22 protein-coding genes are annotated in these 19,108 nt (G+C 61.7%); 8 read left to right on the top strand and 14 right to left on the bottom strand.

Translation table 11 applies throughout. The features are described from left to right. Positions 1 to 13 precede the first annotated feature (13 nt). Both AC4CWF_RS02110 and AC4CWF_RS02105 read left to right on the top strand, forming a co-directional pair. Positions 14 to 745 carry a YdcF family protein gene (locus tag AC4CWF_RS02110; protein WP_491283491.1) on the top strand — a complete coding sequence of 244 codons (732 nt, stop codon included), beginning with the start codon at positions 14 to 16 and terminating at the stop codon, positions 743 to 745. A 67-nt stretch (positions 746 to 812) separates the two neighbouring features. Next, entirely contained in the window at positions 813 to 1,604 is a 792-nt protein-coding gene (locus AC4CWF_RS02105) for a lysophospholipid acyltransferase family protein (protein WP_491283490.1), read from the top strand. Here the strand turns inward: AC4CWF_RS02105 and AC4CWF_RS02100 are convergent. Then, positions 1,589 to 2,167 (bottom strand): gamma-glutamylcyclotransferase, encoded by a 579-nt coding sequence (locus tag AC4CWF_RS02100; RefSeq protein WP_491283489.1) that lies wholly within the window; start codon positions 2,165 to 2,167, stop codon positions 1,589 to 1,591. The two genes, AC4CWF_RS02105 and AC4CWF_RS02100, sit on opposite strands and share 16 nt — an antisense overlap. A gap of 11 nt (positions 2,168 to 2,178) precedes the next feature. On the opposite strand from AC4CWF_RS02100, the gene AC4CWF_RS02095 reads away from it, so the two are divergent. Further along, positions 2,179 to 3,180 carry a DUF2125 domain-containing protein gene (locus AC4CWF_RS02095; protein ID WP_491283488.1) on the top strand — a complete coding sequence of 334 codons (1,002 nt, stop codon included), beginning with the start codon at positions 2,179 to 2,181 and terminating at the stop codon, positions 3,178 to 3,180. Positions 3,181 to 3,206: 26 nt separating this feature from the next. On the opposite strand, the gene AC4CWF_RS02090 is transcribed toward AC4CWF_RS02095, so the two are convergent. From AC4CWF_RS02090 to AC4CWF_RS02080, 3 genes are read right to left on the bottom strand one after another with little or no spacing between them, the layout of a single operon-like run. Then, the gene (locus tag AC4CWF_RS02090; protein WP_491283487.1) at positions 3,207 to 4,133 is read right to left on the bottom strand and encodes a prephenate/arogenate dehydrogenase family protein; all 927 of its coding nucleotides are present in this window, start codon (positions 4,131 to 4,133) and stop codon (positions 3,207 to 3,209) included. Next, on the bottom strand, positions 4,130 to 5,236 hold the full coding sequence (hisC, locus tag AC4CWF_RS02085) for a histidinol-phosphate transaminase (RefSeq protein WP_491283486.1): 1,107 nt from the start codon (positions 5,234 to 5,236) through the stop codon (positions 4,130 to 4,132). Before hisC ends, AC4CWF_RS02090 begins: the two co-directional genes overlap by 4 nt. 36 nt (positions 5,237 to 5,272) lie before the next feature. Next, complete coding sequence (locus AC4CWF_RS02080) at positions 5,273 to 6,055, bottom strand: methyltransferase domain-containing protein (RefSeq protein ID WP_491283485.1); 783 nt, start codon at positions 6,053 to 6,055, stop codon at positions 5,273 to 5,275. Between the two features lie 87 nt (positions 6,056 to 6,142). Between AC4CWF_RS02080 and gloB the strand changes: the two genes are divergently transcribed. Continuing rightward, on the top strand, positions 6,143 to 6,916 hold the full coding sequence (gene gloB, locus AC4CWF_RS02075) for a hydroxyacylglutathione hydrolase (protein ID WP_491285154.1): 774 nt from the start codon (positions 6,143 to 6,145) through the stop codon (positions 6,914 to 6,916). Further along, on the top strand, positions 6,913 to 7,335 hold the full coding sequence (locus tag AC4CWF_RS02070; RefSeq protein WP_491283484.1) for a cupin domain-containing protein: 423 nt from the start codon (positions 6,913 to 6,915) through the stop codon (positions 7,333 to 7,335). The genes gloB and AC4CWF_RS02070 overlap by 4 nt, the downstream gene beginning before the upstream one ends. 4 nt (positions 7,336 to 7,339) lie before the next feature. Here the strand turns inward: AC4CWF_RS02070 and yddG are convergent, their stop codons facing one another. Both yddG and AC4CWF_RS02060 read right to left on the bottom strand, forming a co-directional pair. Beyond that, entirely contained in the window at positions 7,340 to 8,230 is an 891-nt protein-coding gene (gene yddG / locus AC4CWF_RS02065) for an aromatic amino acid exporter YddG (RefSeq protein WP_491283483.1), read from the bottom strand. Positions 8,231 to 8,275: 45 nt separating this feature from the next. After that, positions 8,276 to 9,049, bottom strand: a complete 774-nt coding sequence (locus AC4CWF_RS02060; RefSeq protein WP_491283482.1) for a DUF3108 domain-containing protein — start codon at positions 9,047 to 9,049, stop codon at positions 8,276 to 8,278. A gap of 236 nt (positions 9,050 to 9,285) precedes the next feature. Here AC4CWF_RS02060 and rpmB point away from each other — a divergent pair, with 236 nt between their 5' ends. Together rpmB and AC4CWF_RS02050 are read left to right on the top strand one after the other, a co-directional pair. Further along, positions 9,286 to 9,588, top strand: a complete 303-nt coding sequence (gene rpmB / locus AC4CWF_RS02055; RefSeq protein WP_491283481.1) for a 50S ribosomal protein L28 — start codon at positions 9,286 to 9,288, stop codon at positions 9,586 to 9,588. A 110-nt stretch (positions 9,589 to 9,698) separates the two neighbouring features. Next, positions 9,699 to 10,334: a queuosine precursor transporter gene (locus tag AC4CWF_RS02050; RefSeq protein WP_491283480.1), complete on the top strand. Its 636-nt coding sequence runs from the start codon at positions 9,699 to 9,701 to the stop codon at positions 10,332 to 10,334. A 19-nt stretch (positions 10,335 to 10,353) separates the two neighbouring features. Here the strand turns inward: AC4CWF_RS02050 and AC4CWF_RS02045 are convergent, their stop codons facing one another. The 5 genes from AC4CWF_RS02045 to AC4CWF_RS02025 form a co-directional block, all read right to left on the bottom strand. After that, positions 10,354 to 10,917, bottom strand: a complete 564-nt coding sequence (locus AC4CWF_RS02045) for an ATP-binding protein (RefSeq protein WP_491283479.1) — start codon at positions 10,915 to 10,917, stop codon at positions 10,354 to 10,356. Between the two features lie 22 nt (positions 10,918 to 10,939). Beyond that, entirely contained in the window at positions 10,940 to 11,962 is a 1,023-nt protein-coding gene (locus AC4CWF_RS02040) for an esterase-like activity of phytase family protein (protein WP_491283478.1), read from the bottom strand. 8 nt (positions 11,963 to 11,970) lie between these two features. Next, positions 11,971 to 13,872 (bottom strand): cobaltochelatase subunit CobT, encoded by a 1,902-nt coding sequence (gene cobT / locus AC4CWF_RS02035; protein WP_491283477.1) that lies wholly within the window; start codon positions 13,870 to 13,872, stop codon positions 11,971 to 11,973. 31 nt (positions 13,873 to 13,903) lie between these two features. Further along, positions 13,904 to 14,896: a cobaltochelatase subunit CobS gene (gene cobS / locus AC4CWF_RS02030; protein ID WP_491283476.1), complete on the bottom strand. Its 993-nt coding sequence runs from the start codon at positions 14,894 to 14,896 to the stop codon at positions 13,904 to 13,906. A gap of 64 nt (positions 14,897 to 14,960) precedes the next feature. Further along, positions 14,961 to 15,521, bottom strand: a complete 561-nt coding sequence (locus AC4CWF_RS02025) for a J domain-containing protein (RefSeq protein ID WP_491283475.1) — start codon at positions 15,519 to 15,521, stop codon at positions 14,961 to 14,963. A gap of 167 nt (positions 15,522 to 15,688) precedes the next feature. On the opposite strand from AC4CWF_RS02025, the gene AC4CWF_RS02020 reads away from it, so the two are divergent. Continuing rightward, positions 15,689 to 15,970, top strand: coding sequence for a BolA family protein (locus AC4CWF_RS02020; RefSeq protein WP_491283474.1), 282 nt, complete (start codon positions 15,689 to 15,691; stop codon positions 15,968 to 15,970). On the opposite strand, the gene AC4CWF_RS02015 is transcribed toward AC4CWF_RS02020, so the two are convergent. The 3 genes from AC4CWF_RS02015 to AC4CWF_RS02005 are packed head-to-tail and all read right to left on the bottom strand — an operon-like array spanning position 15,971 to position 18,998. Further along, on the bottom strand, positions 15,971 to 17,272 hold the full coding sequence (locus tag AC4CWF_RS02015) for an HlyC/CorC family transporter (protein ID WP_491283473.1): 1,302 nt from the start codon (positions 17,270 to 17,272) through the stop codon (positions 15,971 to 15,973). Next, positions 17,272 to 18,405: a 3-dehydroquinate synthase gene (aroB, locus tag AC4CWF_RS02010; protein ID WP_491283472.1), complete on the bottom strand. Its 1,134-nt coding sequence runs from the start codon at positions 18,403 to 18,405 to the stop codon at positions 17,272 to 17,274. The genes AC4CWF_RS02015 and aroB overlap by 1 nt, the downstream gene beginning before the upstream one ends. Further along, positions 18,402 to 18,998 carry a shikimate kinase gene (locus AC4CWF_RS02005; RefSeq protein ID WP_491283471.1) on the bottom strand — a complete coding sequence of 199 codons (597 nt, stop codon included), beginning with the start codon at positions 18,996 to 18,998 and terminating at the stop codon, positions 18,402 to 18,404. The genes aroB and AC4CWF_RS02005 overlap by 4 nt, the downstream gene beginning before the upstream one ends. Between the last annotated feature and the right edge of the window lie 110 nt (positions 18,999 to 19,108).

Here is a 19,108-nt window from a genome sequence, read left to right as displayed (position 1 = left end):
TGAGGACGAGGCCATGGCCCTTGGCCCGACGATGAGCAATAGCGAGATGCCGCCGCAGCAGGGTGGCGAAAAGGGCTGGTTCCGCCGCAGCGGGCCGGTGCGGCGCTGTCTGCGTTATCTCGGCATGGCAGCTCTGCTGGTTGCGGCCTGCGTTTTCGGCGGGTTCCTTTGGTTTGCCGATTCCGTTACCTCTCTTCGCGCCCCCGATGGGGTGAAGGCGGATGCCATCGTGGTGCTGACCGGCGGCTACCAGCGCATCGACCAGGCGCTGGGGCTTTTGCGCGACGGCGCCGGCGGGAGGTTGCTGATTTCAGGCGCCCACCCCTCCACCTCGCCGACGCAGATCCGCCGCACCACGCAAAGCTCGCCCGACCTTTTCAAGTGCTGCGTCGACGTGGGTTACGAGGCCATCGACACCATCGGCAATGCCAACGAGATCACCCGCTGGATCCACGATCACGGCTACCACTCGGTTCTCGTCGTCACCAACAATTACCACATGCCGCGCAGCCTGCTGGAACTGCGCCTGATCGACCGCCAGACAGATTTCATCCCCTATCCGGTGATCAATTCGGACCTGAAGCGCAAGGCCTGGTTTGCCGAGCCGGACGTGTTGCGCACCATGCTGTCGGAATACGCCAAGTGGGCCGTGGCAAGCCTGCGCTCGCTTATCGGCATCCACCAGGGCAAAGGTTTGCGCAGCGAGGAAGAGATCCAGCAGGAAAGCACGCGGCCGGTGCGGTGAGACTGTGCTTCCGTCTGATCGGCGGATGGTGTAGGGAGCCCTTGCCCGCCCACCGGAACCGGCCTTCATGCTCTTTTTGCGTTCAAATCTGTTCAACATCGCCTTTTACGCCACACTGATCCTGCGCATGATCATCCTGGCGCCTGTTTATTTCGTCATGCCGCGCAAGAAGGCGCTGTGGGTGCCCAAGAGCTGGGCACGCTCCAACCACTGGCTGATGCGCAAGATGGTGGGCACCACTTTCGAGATCGAGGGTCTGGAAAACCTGCTGACAACAGGCTGCATCTTTGCACCCAAACATCAGTCGATCTGGGACACCTATGCGCTTCTGCCCTGGGTGGAGGATCCGGTCTATATCCTGAAGCGGGAGCTGACCTGGATCCCGCTGTTCGGCTGGTACCTGATGAAGCAGAACATGATCCCCGTCGATCGCAGCGCCCGCGGCAAGGTGATCGTGGAGATGATGCGCCGCACCCGGGAAGAAATGGACAACGGCCGCCAGCTGATCATCTATCCCGAAGGCACCCGCCGCCCGCCCGGCGCCGAACCGCATTACCGATACGGCATTGCCCGTATCTACCGCGACATGCAGGTGCCGGTGGTGCCGATTGCCATGCATCCCGGCCTGTTCTGGCCGCGCCGCAGCACCATGCGTTATCCCGGCCACTTCAAGATCCGCATCCTGCCGCCAATCGAGCCGGGTCTTGACCCAGACGTGTTTTTTGCACGGCTGACCGAAACGCTGGAAAAGGCAAGCGACGACCTGCTGATCGAAACGATCGAGGCCAATCCCCATGTGCCGGTGCCGCCGGAAGCGGCCAAGCGCATTACCGAGATCAGGGCTCAGGCCACCGCCTGAGGGTTTTTCGCCCTGACGGCTGCCGCAACACCCTCCAGCCAGGCATCGCGAATGCCCATCTCCTTGAGGTGTGCCACCGTGTTGGCGACATAGGCTTCGTTCGGCCCCGACTGGCCGGCAGAAACCTGCACGATACGCGCGGCCTCCTCGACATCGAGGGCGCCGGCATACTGCGGATGGGCGCGGTCGACCACGTAACCGATGGCGCGCACCTCACGCCCATCCTCCAGCGCCAGCCGCAGATGGCGCTCCAGATAAACGTTCGTCACCAGCTCGCGTTTTCGCAAATAATCGAGAACCTCTTCGCGATCTTCGGCGTTCACCTTAAAGGCGGCTCCCCGGCAGGAGCCGCCCCGATCCAGCCCCAGCACCAGGCCCGGCCGTTCCGGCGTTCCGCGATGAACGAAGGAGCGAATGCACAACGAGCGCCTGTAACCGAAGGCGCGCGCGCCTAAACGCACTTGAAATTGAAAGCCCGGATTCCACATCAGGGAGCCGTAGCCAAAGACCCAAAATTCGTCCATATCCCACGCCAAAACCGCACGCACTCGAACGAGCACCATTGGAGATCATCATGGCAGCGTCAAGCCGAAGCGGCGTATCCGCGAAAATTTGGGGGCTTGCCGCCGCCATCGTGCTGGCCATCGCGGTCTATACCGGCGGCTGGTTTTACGCGGCCGCGTCGCTGAAGGCCAATACGCTGGCCATGCTCGGCAAGCAGCAGGAAAACAATGTCATCGCCGAATGCGTGGACGCGACCTATCGCGGTTATCCCTTCCGCATCGGACTTTTCTGCTCGAAGGTGACGATCGACGACCGCACGAACGGTATTTCCGCAAGCGCCGGCGCGCTGCGTTCGGCAGCGCAGGTTTATCAGCCAAGCCATATCGTCTGGGAACTGGACGGCCCTTCGGAAGTGCGCACCAGCCACGGCCTTTCGGTCTCCTCGCAGTGGAAGAACATGCAGTCGAGCCTGATCACGGCGTCGGGCGGCGTGGAACGCAGTTCCACCACCATTGATGGCCTCACCTCCGCCATCCTGTCATCACAGACGGGACAGGCCTTCGACCTCAAGGTCGAGCATACCGAAACGCATCTGCGCCAGAACGGTGCCGATCTTGATGCGGCGATGACGCTTCGCAACACCGACCTGACGGCCAAGGGCCTGCCCTCGCTCCTGCCACGCTTCACGGCCATCGCCGATATCACGCTTGCCGGCAAGGCGGCACTTCTGGAAGGCCGGGATGAAACGGGGCTTTACGGCACCGCCGGCCAGATCCGCCAACTCGGCATCGACCTCGGCGATGGCGAAATCCTCAGCATCAGCGGGCCGGTATCCATCGACACGGAAGGCCGCCTGTCGGGCAAGCTGCGGCTTGAGGTGGAAAAGATCGGCGCGTGGCGCGACCGATTGAAGACAAGCTTTCCGCAGATGGGCCGCACCATCGACACGGCGTCCGGCATGCTCTCGGCGCTGACCGGCGGTGGTGACCGGGCAACGCTGGACCTGACGCTCAACCGCGGCAAGATCCTCGTCGGCGGCTTTATTCCGCTGGGCGAAATCCCGCCGATCTGAGGGTCATCCGCACGGCTCTGACCGGATCAGCTTTTGGCATCGAGGGCGTGGCGGCCAAAGTCCGGCGCGTCCACGTCCTGGCCTGCTTCCACGATGGAGCGGCGAATGGTGCGGGTGCGCGAAAACAGCTCAAACAGCTTGTCGCCTTCGCCCCAGCGGATCGCCCGCTGCAGCGAGGCGAGATCTTCCGAAAACCGCGCCAGCATTTCCAGGATCGCATCCTTGTTGTGCAGGCACACATCCCGCCACATGGTGGGATCGGAGGCGGCAAGGCGGGTGAAATCGCGAAAACCGGAGGCAGAATATTTGATGACTTCCGATTCCGTCACCGTTTCCAGATCGTCTGCCGTGCCGACGATGTTGTAGGCGATAATGTGCGGCAGGTGCGAGACGATGGCGAGCACCTTGTCATGGTGCTGCGGGTCCATCTCGTCGATGCGCGAGCCGAGCGCAACCCAGAAACCGCGCAGGCGGCAGAGCGCGTCGGGATCGGTTTCCGGCAGCGGCGTCAAGATGCACCACCGCCCCCTGAAGAGGCCGGCGAAGCCTGCGTCAGGGCCGGATTTTTCCGTGCCTGCCAGCGGATGGCCGGCAATGAAATGGACGCCTTCAGGCACATGCGGCGCCATCTGCGCAATGACAGAAGCCTTGGTGGAGCCGACATCGGTCAGGATCGCACCGGGTTTGAGGTTCGGCGCAATCTGCTCGGCAACCGTCCCGGACGAGCCAACCGGCACCGACACGATAACAAGATCCGCGCCCTTCACCGCTTCTGCGGCAGAGGCGACATAACGGTCGCCCAGCCCCAATTCCTCTGCACGCTTCAAGGTCGCTTCGCTGCGGGTGGAAATCACCAGTTCGCCGGCGATGCCAAGCTCCCTGATGTCGCGCGCGATGGAGGAACCGATCAGGCCGATGCCGATCAGCGTGATGCGATCAAACAGAATGCTCATGCCCGGCTCATGAACTCGCCGAGCGCTTCGATGACGCCGCGATTGGCCTCTTCGGAACCCACCGTCATGCGCAGCGCATTCGGGAAGCCATAACCCTTGACGGCGCGCAGGATGAAGCCGCGGCTTGTCAGGAATTCATCGGCCTCCGGCGCCCGCTTGCCATCCACATCCGGGAAATGGATGAGGATGAAGTTGGTGACCGACGGCGTGACCGTGAGGCCCATCGTCGTGAACGCGTGGGTGAGCTTGTCGCGCCACAGCGTGTTGTGCTCGATGGCGCGGGCAATGAAATCCTGATCGCGCATGGCAACGCTTCCGGCGGCAATGGCCGGGGCATTGAGGTTGAACGGGCCGCGCACGCGGTTCAGCGCATCCAGAATATCGGCCGGGCCATACATCCAGCCGATGCGCAGGGCCGCCAGACCATAAGCCTTGGAGAAGGTGCGGCACATCACGACGTTCTGGCTGGACGAAATCAGCTCGATGCCTGCCTCGTAATCGTTCTCGCGCACATATTCGGCATAGGCCGCATCCAGCACCAGAATGACGTTTTTTGGCAGGCCGGCATGCAGGCGGCGGATTTCGGCGGCCGGTACATAGGTTCCTGTGGGATTGCCGGGATTTGCGATGAACACCAGCTTGGTGTTTGCCGTGACCGCCGCAAGGATCGCGTCTACATCAACGCGGCATTCCTGTTCCTTGACGGTAACAGGGGTGGCACCGGCGCCCATGATCTGGATCTTGTAGACGAGGAAGCCGTGCTCGGTGATGATCGCCTCGTCGCCGGCGCCGAGATAGACGTGGCAGAGAAGGCCAAGCAATTCGTCCGAGCCGTTGCCGCAGAGAATGTTTGCCGGGTTCAGGCCGTGGGTCGCGGCAATCGCTGCACGCAACTCATTGGCCTGTCCATCGGGATAAAGCTCGAGATGGCCGGCGGCCTGGCGAAATGCATCGATGGCCTTCGGGCTTGCACCCAGCGGCGTCTCGTTGGACGACAGCTTGAAGACGCGCGCCACACCCGGCGCATGCTCCTTGCCCGGAACGTAAGCGGCGATATCCAGAATTCCGGGACGGGGAACGGGCTTCAGCACTGCGGTATCCATGGGGCAAGACCTTTGGGTAAAATCGACCCTTCGCCCTTAATCTCGCGGCAGGCTTTTGTCGAGGGCGAACACGGGTTCGGCGGGCGTGCGGGTGGTCGGAACCCCTTGTCCCGCAAGCACTGGCACAAAAACGCGGCGCGAGGCGCGCGCCGCCACCGGCAGGCCCTGATAGAGCCGTTTCTGCGCTTCGAGAACGAGAACGCCGGAAAAGGCCGGCCACAGACGCCGCCCGATCCGCTCGAAACCATGGCGCAGCTTCAACACGGCGCGGATCTTGGAGGGCGGGAAAAACAGGGCTTCGGCGCTGGCGGCCGGCGTGAAATTGGTTTCGCGGAGCAGATTTGTCAGCTGCCGGCGCGAATAGGGGCGGCCCGAACCGAAGGGCGTGTGTTCCATGCGCGCCCAGACGCCGCGACGATTTGGCACAACGATGACGAGGCGCCCGCCCGGCGCCAGCACCCGCCAGAGTTCCTTCAGCGTCTCACGCGGATTTTCGGCAAATTCCAGCGAATGCACCATCAGCACCCGGTCGATGGAGCTATCGGGCAGCGGCAGTTCCTCCTCGAAAACGAGGGCTGTTGAGGACAGCTCGCCCACCGGCCAGTTCACCGCCCCCTGCCCTGCCGGCATGAAGGCGAAGGTGCGCTCGGTATCGGTGCGGAAACGATCGAGGTAGGGCACCGCATAACCGAGCCCGACGAGCCGCTCTTCCGGCAGCCGCGCCCACAGCGTCGAGAGCGCCATCGTAATCGAATGCTCGGCGAAATGGCCAAGCGGCGAATGGTAAAATTCTCTGAGGTCGACGATATCGGCGTGCATGGCGAAAAGCTATCAGAGGGTGGTTGGACTTCAAAGCCCGGGCCTCTACATTGTGCCGATACGGTTGATACACAATGGGCAATGACGATGAAAACTCTGGCGATTGAAGTGTTTATGTGTCGCAGCGACAATTTTGGCGTGCTGCTGCACGATCCGGAAAGCGGGCTTACCGCCGCAATCGATGCGCCCGAGGAAAAGTCGATCGTGGAGGCGGCCGAACGACGCGGCTGGAAGATCACCCATATCTTCACCACCCACCACCACACAGACCATGTGGAGGCGAACCTTGCACTGAAGGAGCGTTACGGGCTGGAAATCATCGGCCCGGTCAATGAGGCACTGGCCATTCCGGGCCTTGATCGCACCGTCGCCGATGGCGACGAATTCCTCTTCGGTGAACATCCGGTACGCGTCATCGAAACGCCCGGCCACACCGCCGGCCACATCTGCTACCATTTCCCCGAGGACAAGATCCTGTTTGCCGCCGATACGCTGTTTGCACTCGGCTGCGGGCGTCTGTTCGAGCGCACGGCCAGCGACATGTGGCATTCGATGCAGAAGCTGGCGGTGCTGCCGGATGAGACGGCGATCTATTTCGGCCATGAATATACGCTGTCGAACGCCCGCTTTGCCATCAGCATTGACCCCGATAACGAGGCGCTGCAACGGCGCGTGGCGCAGATTGAGGCGCTGCGGGCAGAAGGTGGCATCACCATTCCAACGATGATGGGGCTGGAGAAGGAAACCAATCCGTTCCTGCGGGTTGCCGATCCCGCCATTCGCCGCAACGTTTTGATGGAAGGCGCCACAAATGAAGAGGTGTTTGCCGAAATCCGCAAGCGCAAGGACAATTTCAAGTGACTGCCGACGAGATCATCGCAACGCTTGGCCTGCAGCCGCATCCGGAAGGCGGCTGTTACATCCAGACATTTCGCGACGCGAATGGAAGCGAACGCGGCCAGTCCACCGCGATCTATTACCTGCTGAAGGCGGGTGAGCGCTCGCACTGGCACCGGGTGAAGGATGCCGCCGAGGTCTGGCATTTCTATGCCGGAAGCCCGCTTCGCCTGAGGCTTGCCAAAGACGGCGAGGCCGCACGCGAGGTTATTCTGGGCATCGATCTTCGAAACGGCGAGCGGCCGCAGGCGGTTGTCGTCGCCAATGAATGGCAGTCAGCGGAAAGCCTTGGCGATTTCACGCTGGTCGGCTGCACGGTGGCACCCGGTTTTGAATTTTCAAAGTTCGAGATGGCACCGCCCGGCTGGGAACCCAGCAGTTGAGCTTCTACTCAGCCGCCACGGGTTTCGATGCCTTGGATCGAAAGATCATTTCCTTTGCTGCCAGCACCGCGCCGCCGGTGATGAGCATGCACGCGAGCGCAATGCGAAGGCTAGGCTCGGCAAAACCGAAGAGCGTGAGGATCAGGGTGGAGAGCAGTGGCGCTGCATAACTTGCCGCGCCAAGGATCTGGATATCACCGGTCTTCACACCGAAATCCCAAGCATAAAAGGCAGCCCCTACCGGGAGCAAGCCAAGGCCGACGATCGCAAGCCACTCCGTGCTGCTCTGCGGCCAGACAGTCACCTCAAGCCCGAGGTGGCAGACGAGCGACAGGAGCGAGGTCGCAAGGCAAAAGCCCGTCACCACATCGGTCGAGACCGCCTCGAAGCGGCGTGTCAGCAGCGAATAACCGGACCAGGTGAAGGCGCAGAGGAAAGCGGCGCCATAACCGAGAAGATAGGCACCATCAAAGGCGATGCCGGCCCGCGAGATGATGGCAAAGGTTCCGCCAAGACCGCCAAGCGCCCCTGCCACATGATACCAGCGCAGCCGCTCGCCCGGCAAAAGCGCCGAACCGACCACGATGAACAGCGGCCAGAGATAGGCGATTAGCCCTGCCTCGACGGCCGGCGCGTTGCGAAGTGCTGTGAAATACAAAAAATGATAACCGAACAGCCCACCGATGCCGATCAGCCAGACCTTGGCCGGCTGCTTCAGCAGCGCCAACCGCTTCGGCCGAGCGATCAGCAGGAGAACGCCCGGAAGGCTGCCGATGGCAAAGGTGATGGCCGACAACTGGAATGGCGGCATGGTGCCGGAGGCGGCCGTCAGCAGCGCCAGCAGTGACCACATCAGGATGGCGGTAAAGCCGATCAGCGTGCCCTTGACCTTCATGATCCGCCCCCCTTGCCGATTAACGGGGGCCACAGCAATTGCCGATCAGCCGCCGTATTTCACTGCCGTCACATAGACATCGCCCACCCGCGTCGGAATGCGGGCATAGACAGGAGCATATACATTGACGTTTGCCGCCTTGGCAAACCACACTTCCATGCGCGCCGATTTCAAGAACTCGATATCGCTGCGGCCCTTGCGGAAGCCGGATTTCGGCACGTATCGCACCTCGCAGACAACGGCCTCCCCCTTGAAGCCATCGGTGGAGAAGGGTTTTGTGCCCTTGTTCGACAACACGAGATCCATGCGCGATTCCCCGTCATAGATCGGCAGCCGGCTGGGGCAGACCTGGGCACCCTCCGGAAAGATCAGGCCCGAAAGCGGATCGAGCACGGAGCGCAGGTCGCCGTCGCTGACGGGCACCCAGCTTGGCGGCCGTGGCTTTGGCTCCGGCTTGATCGTGGTGGAGACGACGTTTCCATTGCGATAGCTGATGTCGTAACGGCGGGTCTTCTTGTCCTGCGTGTAGACGAGCGAATAACTGTTGGCCTGGAGCGTCTTGCCGCGGATCGCGCCGTTGACGTTGGTATCGGCCGAGATGCGGCTGAACAGGCTGACGATGCCCGATGACTGGAACGACCCGGTGATCTTGTAATCACTGCTGCCGAATTCACTGGCGAAAGAGGCACGCGCAATCGGCAGCACGCCGAGGGAAATATTATATTCGCTCAGGTGGCGGATGCCAGCCGGCACCGCAGGCGTGGCCGAGAACCCAATAAGAGCTGCAAACAGGACGACGGGACGGCTCCGGCGGAGCATGGATTTCCCCTGGGATTGGAGTGGAGACCAATGGTTATAGACTGCGCACTGTGGCAACAAAATAGCAAGATCCCCAGACAGATCGGCGGAATCTCTTGAGAGCGGCGATGTTTGGCTTGACGCGCGCGGCCCCACTGACTATAGAACCGCAACTTTCCAATCATGACCAGTTGGATCGGCAGGCTGGGCTTTGCCCGAGACCCCGTTCAATTGCTAAGAAGAACAAAGGTGTACACATGTCCCGTATGTGCGAATTGACCGGCAAGGGCGTCCAGTCGGGCAACAATGTCAGCCACGCAAACAACAAGACGAAGCGTCGGTTCCTTCCGAACCTGTGCCACGTCACGCTGATCTCCGATTCGCTCGGCCAGCGTTACCGTCTGCGCGTTTCGGCGCACGCCCTGCGCTCCGTAGAACATCGCGGCGGCCTCGATGCCTTCCTTCTGAAGGCCAGCGAGAGCGACCTGTCGATGCGCGCCCGCCTGCTGCGCCGCCAGATTGCCAAGAAGACTGCTGAAGCTGCAGCAACTGCTGCCTAAGCTCTTCTAGCCCATCATAGATTTCAGTGAAGGCTTGACGGTTTTGCCGTTCAAGCCTTTTCTGTTGGCTTCCGTTTCCTCTTGCTGGTGGCATCACCCAGGGTAAAAAAATGCTTATTTTGCGCACGACAATCCTCTACGTGGCTCTCATGACGCTGGTCGTCGTGGCGTCCAATTTTCTCGTCCAGTTTCCCGTTCTGGGCTCGATTGCCGGCATCCAGCTGAGCGATCTGCTGACCTGGGGCGCCTTCATCTATCCGGCAGCCTTTCTGGTGACCGATCTGACAAACCGCCAGTTCGGGCCAAAAATTGCCCGGCGCGTTGTGTTCGTCGGCTTCCTCGTCGGCGTCACCATTTCCCTTTATACCTCAATGCCACGCATCGCGATGGCGTCGGGCACCGCCTATCTCGTTGGCCAGCTTGTCGATATATCCGTGTTCAACACGCTTCGCCGGCAGAGCTGGTGGCGCGCGCCGCTCGCCGGCTCGCTGTTCGGCTCGGCGCTTGATACGGTGATCTTCTTCTCGTTGTCCTTTGCACCGGCCTTTGCTTTCCTCGGCGCCAACGATGATTTCGCCGTCGGCGCCGCTCCGATCCTTGGTGTCTTTGCCACTGAAGCACCGCGCTGGATCTCCTGGGCCATCGGCGATTTCACCGTAAAAATCATCGTCGGCCTCGTCATGCTGCTGCCCTATGGCGCGCTGATGAGCGTGGTGAAGCCGATGCCGCCGGCAAAGGCTGCCTGATCTGCGGAAAAGACGGCGCTCAGGCGTTCATCTCGGCTTGCCCGACGACAGTATGGGCCAGCACCGCTTCGACCAGATCCTCGACAGCAGCGGCAGAATCCAGCTGCAAGATTGGCGCTGTCTGGGTCAAAAGCCACGCCTCATGGGCAACGCGACTTCGCTGCTCCGGGCCTGCCGTGTCATAACTTGCCGCCCAGTCGAGAAATTTTCGGCTGGTCTCGGCCATGTCGCCGCCGGACAGGATACGCGCGCCATAACGCTCTCTTTCCCGGCTGAGGATGCGCTCCATGCGAAGCGCCGGATCAATCGTCAGAAAAACGATGAGGTCATAGAGCGCCTCAAGCTCCGTTCCCCATTTCAAAGCCGAACCGGTGAGAACCCATCCTTCCGGGCATCCGGCCATTTCCGCCTGCAACAGCGAAAGCCGCTCCGGCACGGGGCGCGGCGTCGTGTAGGGCGGTTCGGTCGGCATCCAGAAAAAGTCGTCGGTATCGAGGTGAGGAATGGCAAGCCGGGCGCCGAGGTGGTGCCCGAGCGTGGTGGTGCCGGAACCGGATGCACCCATGACATGGATCCGCAGCATCGTGGTCCTCCATCCGGACGTGTTATTCGATCAGCTTGAACTCCAGCATCAGGTTGCGCTGGAGGAACGAGTCGTTGTCATCCGATACGAGAATGACATGGGCATGACCATCGGGCCCCACCGTCACATCAATCCCCTCCATATTGTCGATCTCGAAGCTCATATCGGCCTCGATCAGCACCGGCCCGTCGACCAAGGCGCCGGGCTTCAACGTGTCTCCGGCGATACGGCGAATGCGCATGCCGACACCACCGAGCACACTGAAACGGCGCTCCAGCAGCAAGAGGTCGCCATTGGGGAGAAAGGCGCCATCCGTCACATTAAACGGGTCGTTGCGTACCACCTTGAACTGGCCCTTCAACGGGCCTTCCAGAATGGCGGCATAAAGGTTGCCTTCCGTATCAACGCTCTGTTCTGCAATGGTGAGCACCGCGCCCTTCAGGGCACTGCCGAGCGGTGCGACGACCACCGTCTCAAGGCTGCCATTGCTGCGCAATTCCCGCTTCGGAATGAGGATATCAAGGCTGCGCTCTGGCTTTGCATGCTCGAAACCCGGATCGGGATAGGTCTCCACACGGTGGCTGCGCTCGAAGCTGACGATCGCCTGCCCCGGCCGTAGCGCGAGACCTTCCGCATCGATATCGCCCTTCAGGCGCGGTTCCTGTCCGCGTGCGTCCCGCATCGGCGTGACGACTGTATCGTCAAGACCCGCCAGACGCCCCTCAGCATCGCGCACCAGGTGTCCGGTCAGCCAGTGACCGGTATCCAGCACCGAGACGAAATGCACGCCATCGGCCCGTAGGCGAAAACTGGAGAGCGAGCCGAACAAAGGTTCGCGCGAGGTGAATTGAAGACCGCCCAGAAATTCCAACGCACCAAAGCGCGTCTCCCCGGAGCCCGGCTTGAAGGCAGTGATGGGTTTTGCCACCACCGGTGCCGGTAGGCTCTGGGACGTGACGGACGGAGCAGCACTGGGGGCCGGCGCAAAATACACACCGACCGTTGCACACAGGCAGAAGGCACGAAGCGTGCGGCGTAAGATCATCCCGACGGCTAGCTGGCGCGGCGCGTACGGCCACCGGGGCCGCCGGCTGCCTTCTCGTCAAACAGCGAGGCCAGCTGTTCCGTCATCGCACCGGCCAGCTCGTCTGCATCCACGATGGTCACGGCGCGGCGATAATAACGCGTCACATCGTGACCGATGCCGATGGCCAGAAGCTCGATCGGCGAGCGGTTTTCGATCTGGTCGATCACGGCGCGCAGGTGGCGCTCGAGATAATTGCCGGGGTTTACCGAAAGCGTCGAATCATCGACCGGCGCTCCGTCGGAGATCATCATCATGATCTTCCGCTGCTCGGGGCGGGCGATCAGGCGGTTATGCGCCCACATCAGCGCTTCGCCGTCGATGTTTTCCTTGAGCAGGCCTTCGCGCATCATCAGGCCGAGATTGCGGCGCGAACGGCGCCAGGGCGCATCGGCGGACTTGTAGACGATATGGCGCAGATCATTGAGGCGGCCGGGCGTCGGCGGCTTGCCACCGGCCAGCCACTGTTCGCGGCTCTGGCCACCCTTCCACGCCTTGGTGGTGAAGCCGAGGATTTCCACTTTAACGCCGCAGCGTTCCAGCGTGCGGGCCAAAATATCGGCGCAGGTGGCGGCAACCGTGATCGGCCGGCCGCGCATCGAACCTGAGTTATCGATGACCAGCGACACGACGGTATCGCGGAACTGCGTATCGCGCTCGCGCTTGAACGACAAAGGCTGCATCGGATCGATGACGAGGCGCACGAGGCGGGCCGGGTCGAGATAGCCTTCCTCGAGATCGAAATCCCAGGAACGGTTCTGCTGCGCCATCAAACGGCGCTGGAGACGGTTAGCTAGGCGCCCGACGGCACCCTGCAGATGTGCCAGTTGCTTGTCGAGAAAGGCCCGCAGGCGGTCGAGTTCGGCCTCGTCGCAGAGTTCCTCGGCCAGAATCTCCTCATCGAATTCCTGCGTGAAGATGTGGTAATCCACCTTCTCGTTGAAATCGTCGAAGGGCATGTTGGGACGGCGAGTTTCGCCGGGCGTTTCGGACTGGTCGTCGTCATCGTCAGACATTTCGTCATCAGACATCTCGGCGCCGTCCATCTCGCCATCATCAAGCTGCTCTTCGGCGGCCTGGCTTTCTTCGGCGGGTGCGGCATCAGAGCCCGCTTCCTCGTCGACCTCTTCGTTTTCGGTCTCGTTGCTGCGCGGCTGCTCTTCCTCGTTCTCGTTTTCCATCTCCTCCGTCTGGCTTTCGTCGTCGCCATAGTCTTCCGCCATCTGCATGGAGGAGAGCATGTGACGCACGAGCTTGCCGAAGGCTTGCTGGTCTTCGATCACGGTCTTCAGGTTGTCGAGGTCGCCGGCCGTCTTCTCCTCGAAGAAGGGCCGCCAGAGATCCAGCACCTTGCCGGCGCTCGCCGGTGGCTTTTCGCCGGTCAGCTTTTCGCGCACCAGCATGGCCATGGCCTCGCCGATCGGCGCATCTTCCTGCCGCTCGACGCCGGAAAAATTGGCCTTGGCGTATTTTTCCGTGTTCATGGTCGAAATATTCGTGGCAACGCCGGCCATGCGGATGGAGCCGAGCGATTCCACCCGCGCCTGCTCCACCGCATCGAAGACGGCGCGGGCATCGGTGCCCTGCGGCGCCATCGTGGCGTGAATGTTGCTGTCATGGCAGGCGAGACGAAGCGCCATGGAATCGCCGAGCCCGCGGGTCACCGCAAGCTCGTAAGCCGTTGGGCGCTTGGAGATTTCCGGCAGGCGAATGCGTTCGCCCGCCATGCCCGGCCGCTCGTTGGCGAAGGAGACCTCCACCTCGGCGCTGCCGGCAATCGAGCGCACGCATCCGGTAATGGCCCGGCGCAACGGCTCGGTGTCCACCGGTGTGCCAGCCTTTGCTGTGGAATTGTCGCCGCGCCCTGCCATATCGCTTATCCTGTCCGTCTGCCGTCCTGCCTCAGGCGCCGAGAACCATGTTCACGGCGCTTTCCTTCAGCTCGACGCCGAAGGCGCGCTGGTAATGTTCGGCCACCAGCGTGCGTTCCAACTCGTCGCACTTGTTGAGGAAGGTGATACGGAAGGCAAAGGCGACATCGCCGAAGATTTCCGCGTTTTCCGCCCAGGTGATGACCGTACGCGGGCTCATCACGGTCGACAGGTCGCCGTTGACGAAGGCCGAGCGGGTCATGTCGGCGACGCGCACCATCTTCGACACGGTCTCGCGGCCTTCGGCCGTCTTGCCGAAGCTCTTGACCTTGGCGGCAACGATATCGACTTCCTTCTGGTGCGGCAGGTAGTTCAGCGTGGTGACGATGGACCAGCGGTCCATCTGCGCCTGGTTGATCTGCTGCGTGCCGTGGTAGAGGCCGGTCGTATCACCGAGACCGACCGTGTTTGCCGTTGCAAACAGGCGGAAGGCCGGGTGAGGACGAATGACGCGGCTCTGGTCGAGAAGCGTCAGGCGGCCGGAACTTTCCAGAACGCGCTGGATGACGAACATCACGTCCGGGCGACCGGCATCGTATTCGTCAAAAACGAGCGCGACATTGTGCTGGTAGGCCCAGGGCAGGATGCCGTCCTTGAATTCGGTGACCTGCTTGCCTTCCTTGAGGACGATGGCGTCCTTGCCGACGAGATCGATACGGCTGACATGGCTGTCGAGGTTGATGCGCACGCAGGGCCAGTTGAGGCGGGCGGCCACCTGCTCGATATGCGTCGATTTGCCCGTGCCGTGAAAACCCGACACCATGACGCGGCGGTTGTGGGCAAAGCCCGCCAGGATCGCCAGCGTCGTGTCCCGGTCGAACAGATAGTCCGGGTCAAGCTCGGGAACGTAGGGGTCGCTATTGGTATAGGCCGGCACGCGCAGGTCCGAATCGATGCCAAAGGCATCCCGAACGGAAACGGTCGTGTCGGGCAGGTTGGAAATATCAAGATCGATTTTGCTCATCACCACTCCATGCCGCACCTCTTCCGGTCCGGCCGCAATTCTTGCTGCCATGAATGGCAACGACTTAGCAGAAACCTGCCTGCTTTAACAATTGGTAGGCCTGTATCACGGCGCGAAAACGTTCTTCCGAACCACGATCGCCGCCATTGGCATCCGGGTGATGTTTCTTCACCAGTTCCTTGTAGCGGCTCTTGATTTCAGCCGCCGTAGCGCCTGCGGTCAAGCCCATTGTGTCGAAAGCTTTCCCTTCCAGCGTCTTCAATTTTCGCACGACCGGTTGCGCCTGGGCATTAGCCCTGCCTTCGCGAACGAAACCGAAGGGATCCTTCACCCGGTTGAAGCTCGCCGCCGAGCCGGACCGCGTGGTCTGCTGCAGCGGTGCATCCTTGGCCGACTTGTTGACGCCCACCGTCCAGGTGGGGCGATGACCGGTGATCGCCTCCTTCTGGTAGCGGGCGATCTCGCTGTCGGAGAGGCCGGAGAAATAGTTGTAGCCCTTGTTGTATTCCTTCACATGCTCAAAACAGAACAGGAAGAACTGGCCTTCGGCATTGCGACCCACGGGGGCGCGATGGACGCCCGGCTTGTCGCAACCGTCCCATTGGCAGGTCGGGGCTTCAGGCACTGTCTCCTGATCCCTTTTCCGGCGCGTCCGGATACGGTCAAAGTATTTGGAATCCAATTTCATGTAAGCCCATTATGGGGTGCCGGAAGAGGCAGGACAAGAATTGACAAAGCGGTTTGTTACTGGTTTCTGGGACGCCCTCCGCGACAGTCCCAGGAACCCTGAAAATGTCCGTTCGTTCCCGCATCGAAGCGACCCTCGATCACAATCTGTCCCCTGAGCGCCTGGAGGTGATCGATGAAAGCCACCACCATGCCGGCCACCAGCCCGATATCACCGGAACCGGGGAAAGCCATATGCGGGTGCGGGTGGTGTCGGAACGGTTTTCCGGCCTTACCCGGCTGCAACGTCATCGTCTGGTGAACGATCTCTTAAAGCCGGAACTGGATGCGGGCCTGCATGCGCTCGCCGTCGAGGCGGCCGCCCCCGGAGAGCCGACGCGCTGGTAATCAGCCCTTCAGCGGCAGATCTTCGGCCGGACGGATGCGCAGCTTGGTAATGCGGTTCTTCTCCCGCTTCATCACGATGAAGCGCTTGCCATAAAAGGTAAACGCCTGGCGCTCCTGCGGGATCAGCTTGGATTCGTGGATGACGAGGCCGGCAATCGTGGTTGCCTCCTCATCCGGCAGCGTCCAGTCGAGCGCACGGTTCAGGTCACGGATCGGCACCGAACCGTCGACCACGATCGAGCCATCCGCCTCCTGGCGCACACCCTGAATTTCCAGATCGTGCTCGTCGGCGATGTCTCCGACGATTTCCTCGAGGATGTCCTCGAGCGTCACGATGCCCTGCACCTCGCCATATTCATCCACCACCACGGCAAAATGCATCTTGCGGCGCAGGAAGGCGTTGAGCTGGTCCTTGAGGCTCGTCGTATCCGGCACAAACCACGGTTTTTGCGCGATTTTGACGATATCGAGATCGCGCGGTTCCATGTCCGGCTCGGCCAGCGCCCGCAACAGATCCTTGGCATGCACGATGCCGATGATGTTTTCCGTCGTGTTGCGCCAGAGCGGCATGCGGGTGAACGGGCTTTCCAGCACCGCGCGCACCACAGCTTCCGGCGAATCGTCGGCATTGATTGCCCGCATCACCGTGCGGTGCTTCATCACGTCGGAGACTTCCAGCTCCTCAAGATCCAGAAGCCCGCCCAGCCGGTCACGGTCTGCCTTGATGAAGGAACCTTCGCGGTGGAGGAGATCGAGCGCCCCACGCAACTCCTCATGCGCCGACAGCATCGACGTGCCCTCGGACAGGTTGATGCCGAAGATCGACAGGATGAACCGCACCACGGCATTAACGCCGCTCGACAGGGGACCTGCAATTCCCACGAACACCCGCACGACAGGTGCGACGAACATGGCAAAGCGGTCAGGTGCTGAAATCGCCCAGCTTTTCGGCAGAACTTCGGAAAAAACCACCAGCAGCACGGTCATCACCACCGTGGCCATGGCAACACCCGTCTGGCCGAACAGGCCAAGGAACAGGCTGGTGGTCAGCGACGACGCAAGGATGTTGACGAGGTTGTTGCCGATGAGCAGCGCACCGATCAGCCGGTCGCGTCGCTCGATCAGCCGCCCGACAAGGCCCGCCCGCTCATCGCCCTGCGCATGCAGCGTGTGCATGCGCGCCCGCGAGGCCGCCGTCAGTGCCGTCTCCGAGCCGGAAAAGAAGGCCGACAGCGCGATCAGCAGAAGCACCGACAGCAGCGTCAGCCAATAGTCGGAGAGAAAGGTCAGAATTTCCTGCATCAACCCTGCCGCATCTCGTCCAGGAACGTTAAAACTTCGGAAGCCGGCACATCATCTGCCACAAAGGACTGGCCGATGCCGCGCGTCAGGATGAAGGTAAGCTTTCCGCTTTTGACCTTCTTATCCTGGGCAATGGCATTCATCAGAACCTCGGTCGGCGGCAGTTCGCCGGGAATATCGGAGACTTCCGTCGGAAGGCCAACCAGTTTCAGATGGCGCTCGACGCGCTTGGCGTCGTCCGGGCTTGCAAGGTTCATGCGTGCGGAAAAACGGTATGCCATCAGCATGCCGATCGACACCCCTTCGCCATGGACGAGACGGCTGCTGTCATACTGGGTGGCTGCTTCCAGCGCATGGCCAAACGTGTGGCCGAGATTGAGCAGCGCGCGGCGACCCGTCTCGCGCTCATCCTCCACCACCACATCGGCCTTCGCCTGACAGCTGAGCGCAATCGCCTCGGCACGAGCAGGGCCTCCGGCAAACACATCCGTCCAGTTGTTTTCCAGCCACTCGAAAAATTCCGGCTTGTCGATCAGGCCATATTTCGCGACTTCCGCATAACCGGCGCGAAATTCCCGTTTGCTCAAGGTGTCGAGGGCAGACGTGTCGGATAGGACCAGATCCGGCTGGTGGAAGACGCCGAGAAGGTTCTTGCCGTGGCGGCTGTTGATGCCGGTCTTGCCGCCGACGGAGGAATCCACCTGCGACAGAAGCGAGGTCGGGATCTGCACGAAACGCACGCCACGGCGAACGATGCCGGCGGCAAAGCCCGCGAGATCGCCGATAACACCGCCGCCGAGTGCAATGATACAATCGTTGCGTTCGATGCGGGCGGCGAGCGCCATGTCGCAGACGGCGGCCAGCGGCTCCAGGCTCTTGGTCTTTTCGCCGGCCGGCAGCGTCAGCGACACGGCCTCGATGCCATCCGTCTGCAGGCTGTCCATCAGTTGTTCGAGGTAAAGCGGGGCGACATGTTCGTCGGTGACGATGGCCGCACGGCGACCTTTCAGGCGCGCGGTGATCTCTCCGCCGGCATGGGAGATCAGGTCCGGCCCGATCAGGATATCATAGGCGCGATCGCCCAGCGGCACATGCACCAGACGTTCGTCGCTGCGGGAGTGTTGCATGTTCATTCCGTGTTGCCTTCCTTGGCAAGTGCCGCGATGGCGGCCAGCACCTCGTTTGCCATGGCCTCCTTGCGCACGTCGCGCGATTCGACGGTCATGTCGGCTTGCGCATAGATCGGGTAACGCTGGTGCATGAGGTTTGCCAGCGTCTGCTTCGGGTTCTCGGTTTTCAGAAGCGGCCGGTTGTCGCGTTTGTTGACGCGCTCCCAGAGGATGTCCAGCTCGGCGCGCAGCCACAAAGACAGGCCGCCCTCGCGGATGGCGGCGCGGGTGCGATCGTTGATAAAGGCCCCGCCGCCGGTGGAGACGACGCGCGGCCCACCCTTCAGCAGGCGTTCGACCACCCGCGTTTCCAGCGCCCGGAACTCTTCCTCGCCGTAGGTTACGAACAGTTCGGGAATGGTCATGCGCGAGACACGCTCGATCTCGGCATCGGTATCGATGAAGGGCATCGCCATCTGCTGGGCCACGATGCGGCCGACGGCGGATTTGCCGGCGCCCATCAGGCCAACGAAAATCAGGTTGCGGCCGCCAAGGGCAGCGCGCGCCCGTTCGGCAAGCGTGCTCGCCATTGTCTGGTGTGTCACAAGATCGGGCATCGCGGTGTCAACACTGTCCTCTCGCGCTCCTTGCATGCGAACCCTATCGACAAATGGCGCCGCAGCGTCAAGCGGAAGACACCGGAAACATGGTCACCTGCCCTGGGTTC

This window comes from Neorhizobium sp. PAMB6630, from assembly GCF_058242775.1.
The sequence above is the reverse complement of the archived record's forward strand: the minus strand, read 5'-3'. Positions and strand labels throughout refer to the sequence as shown.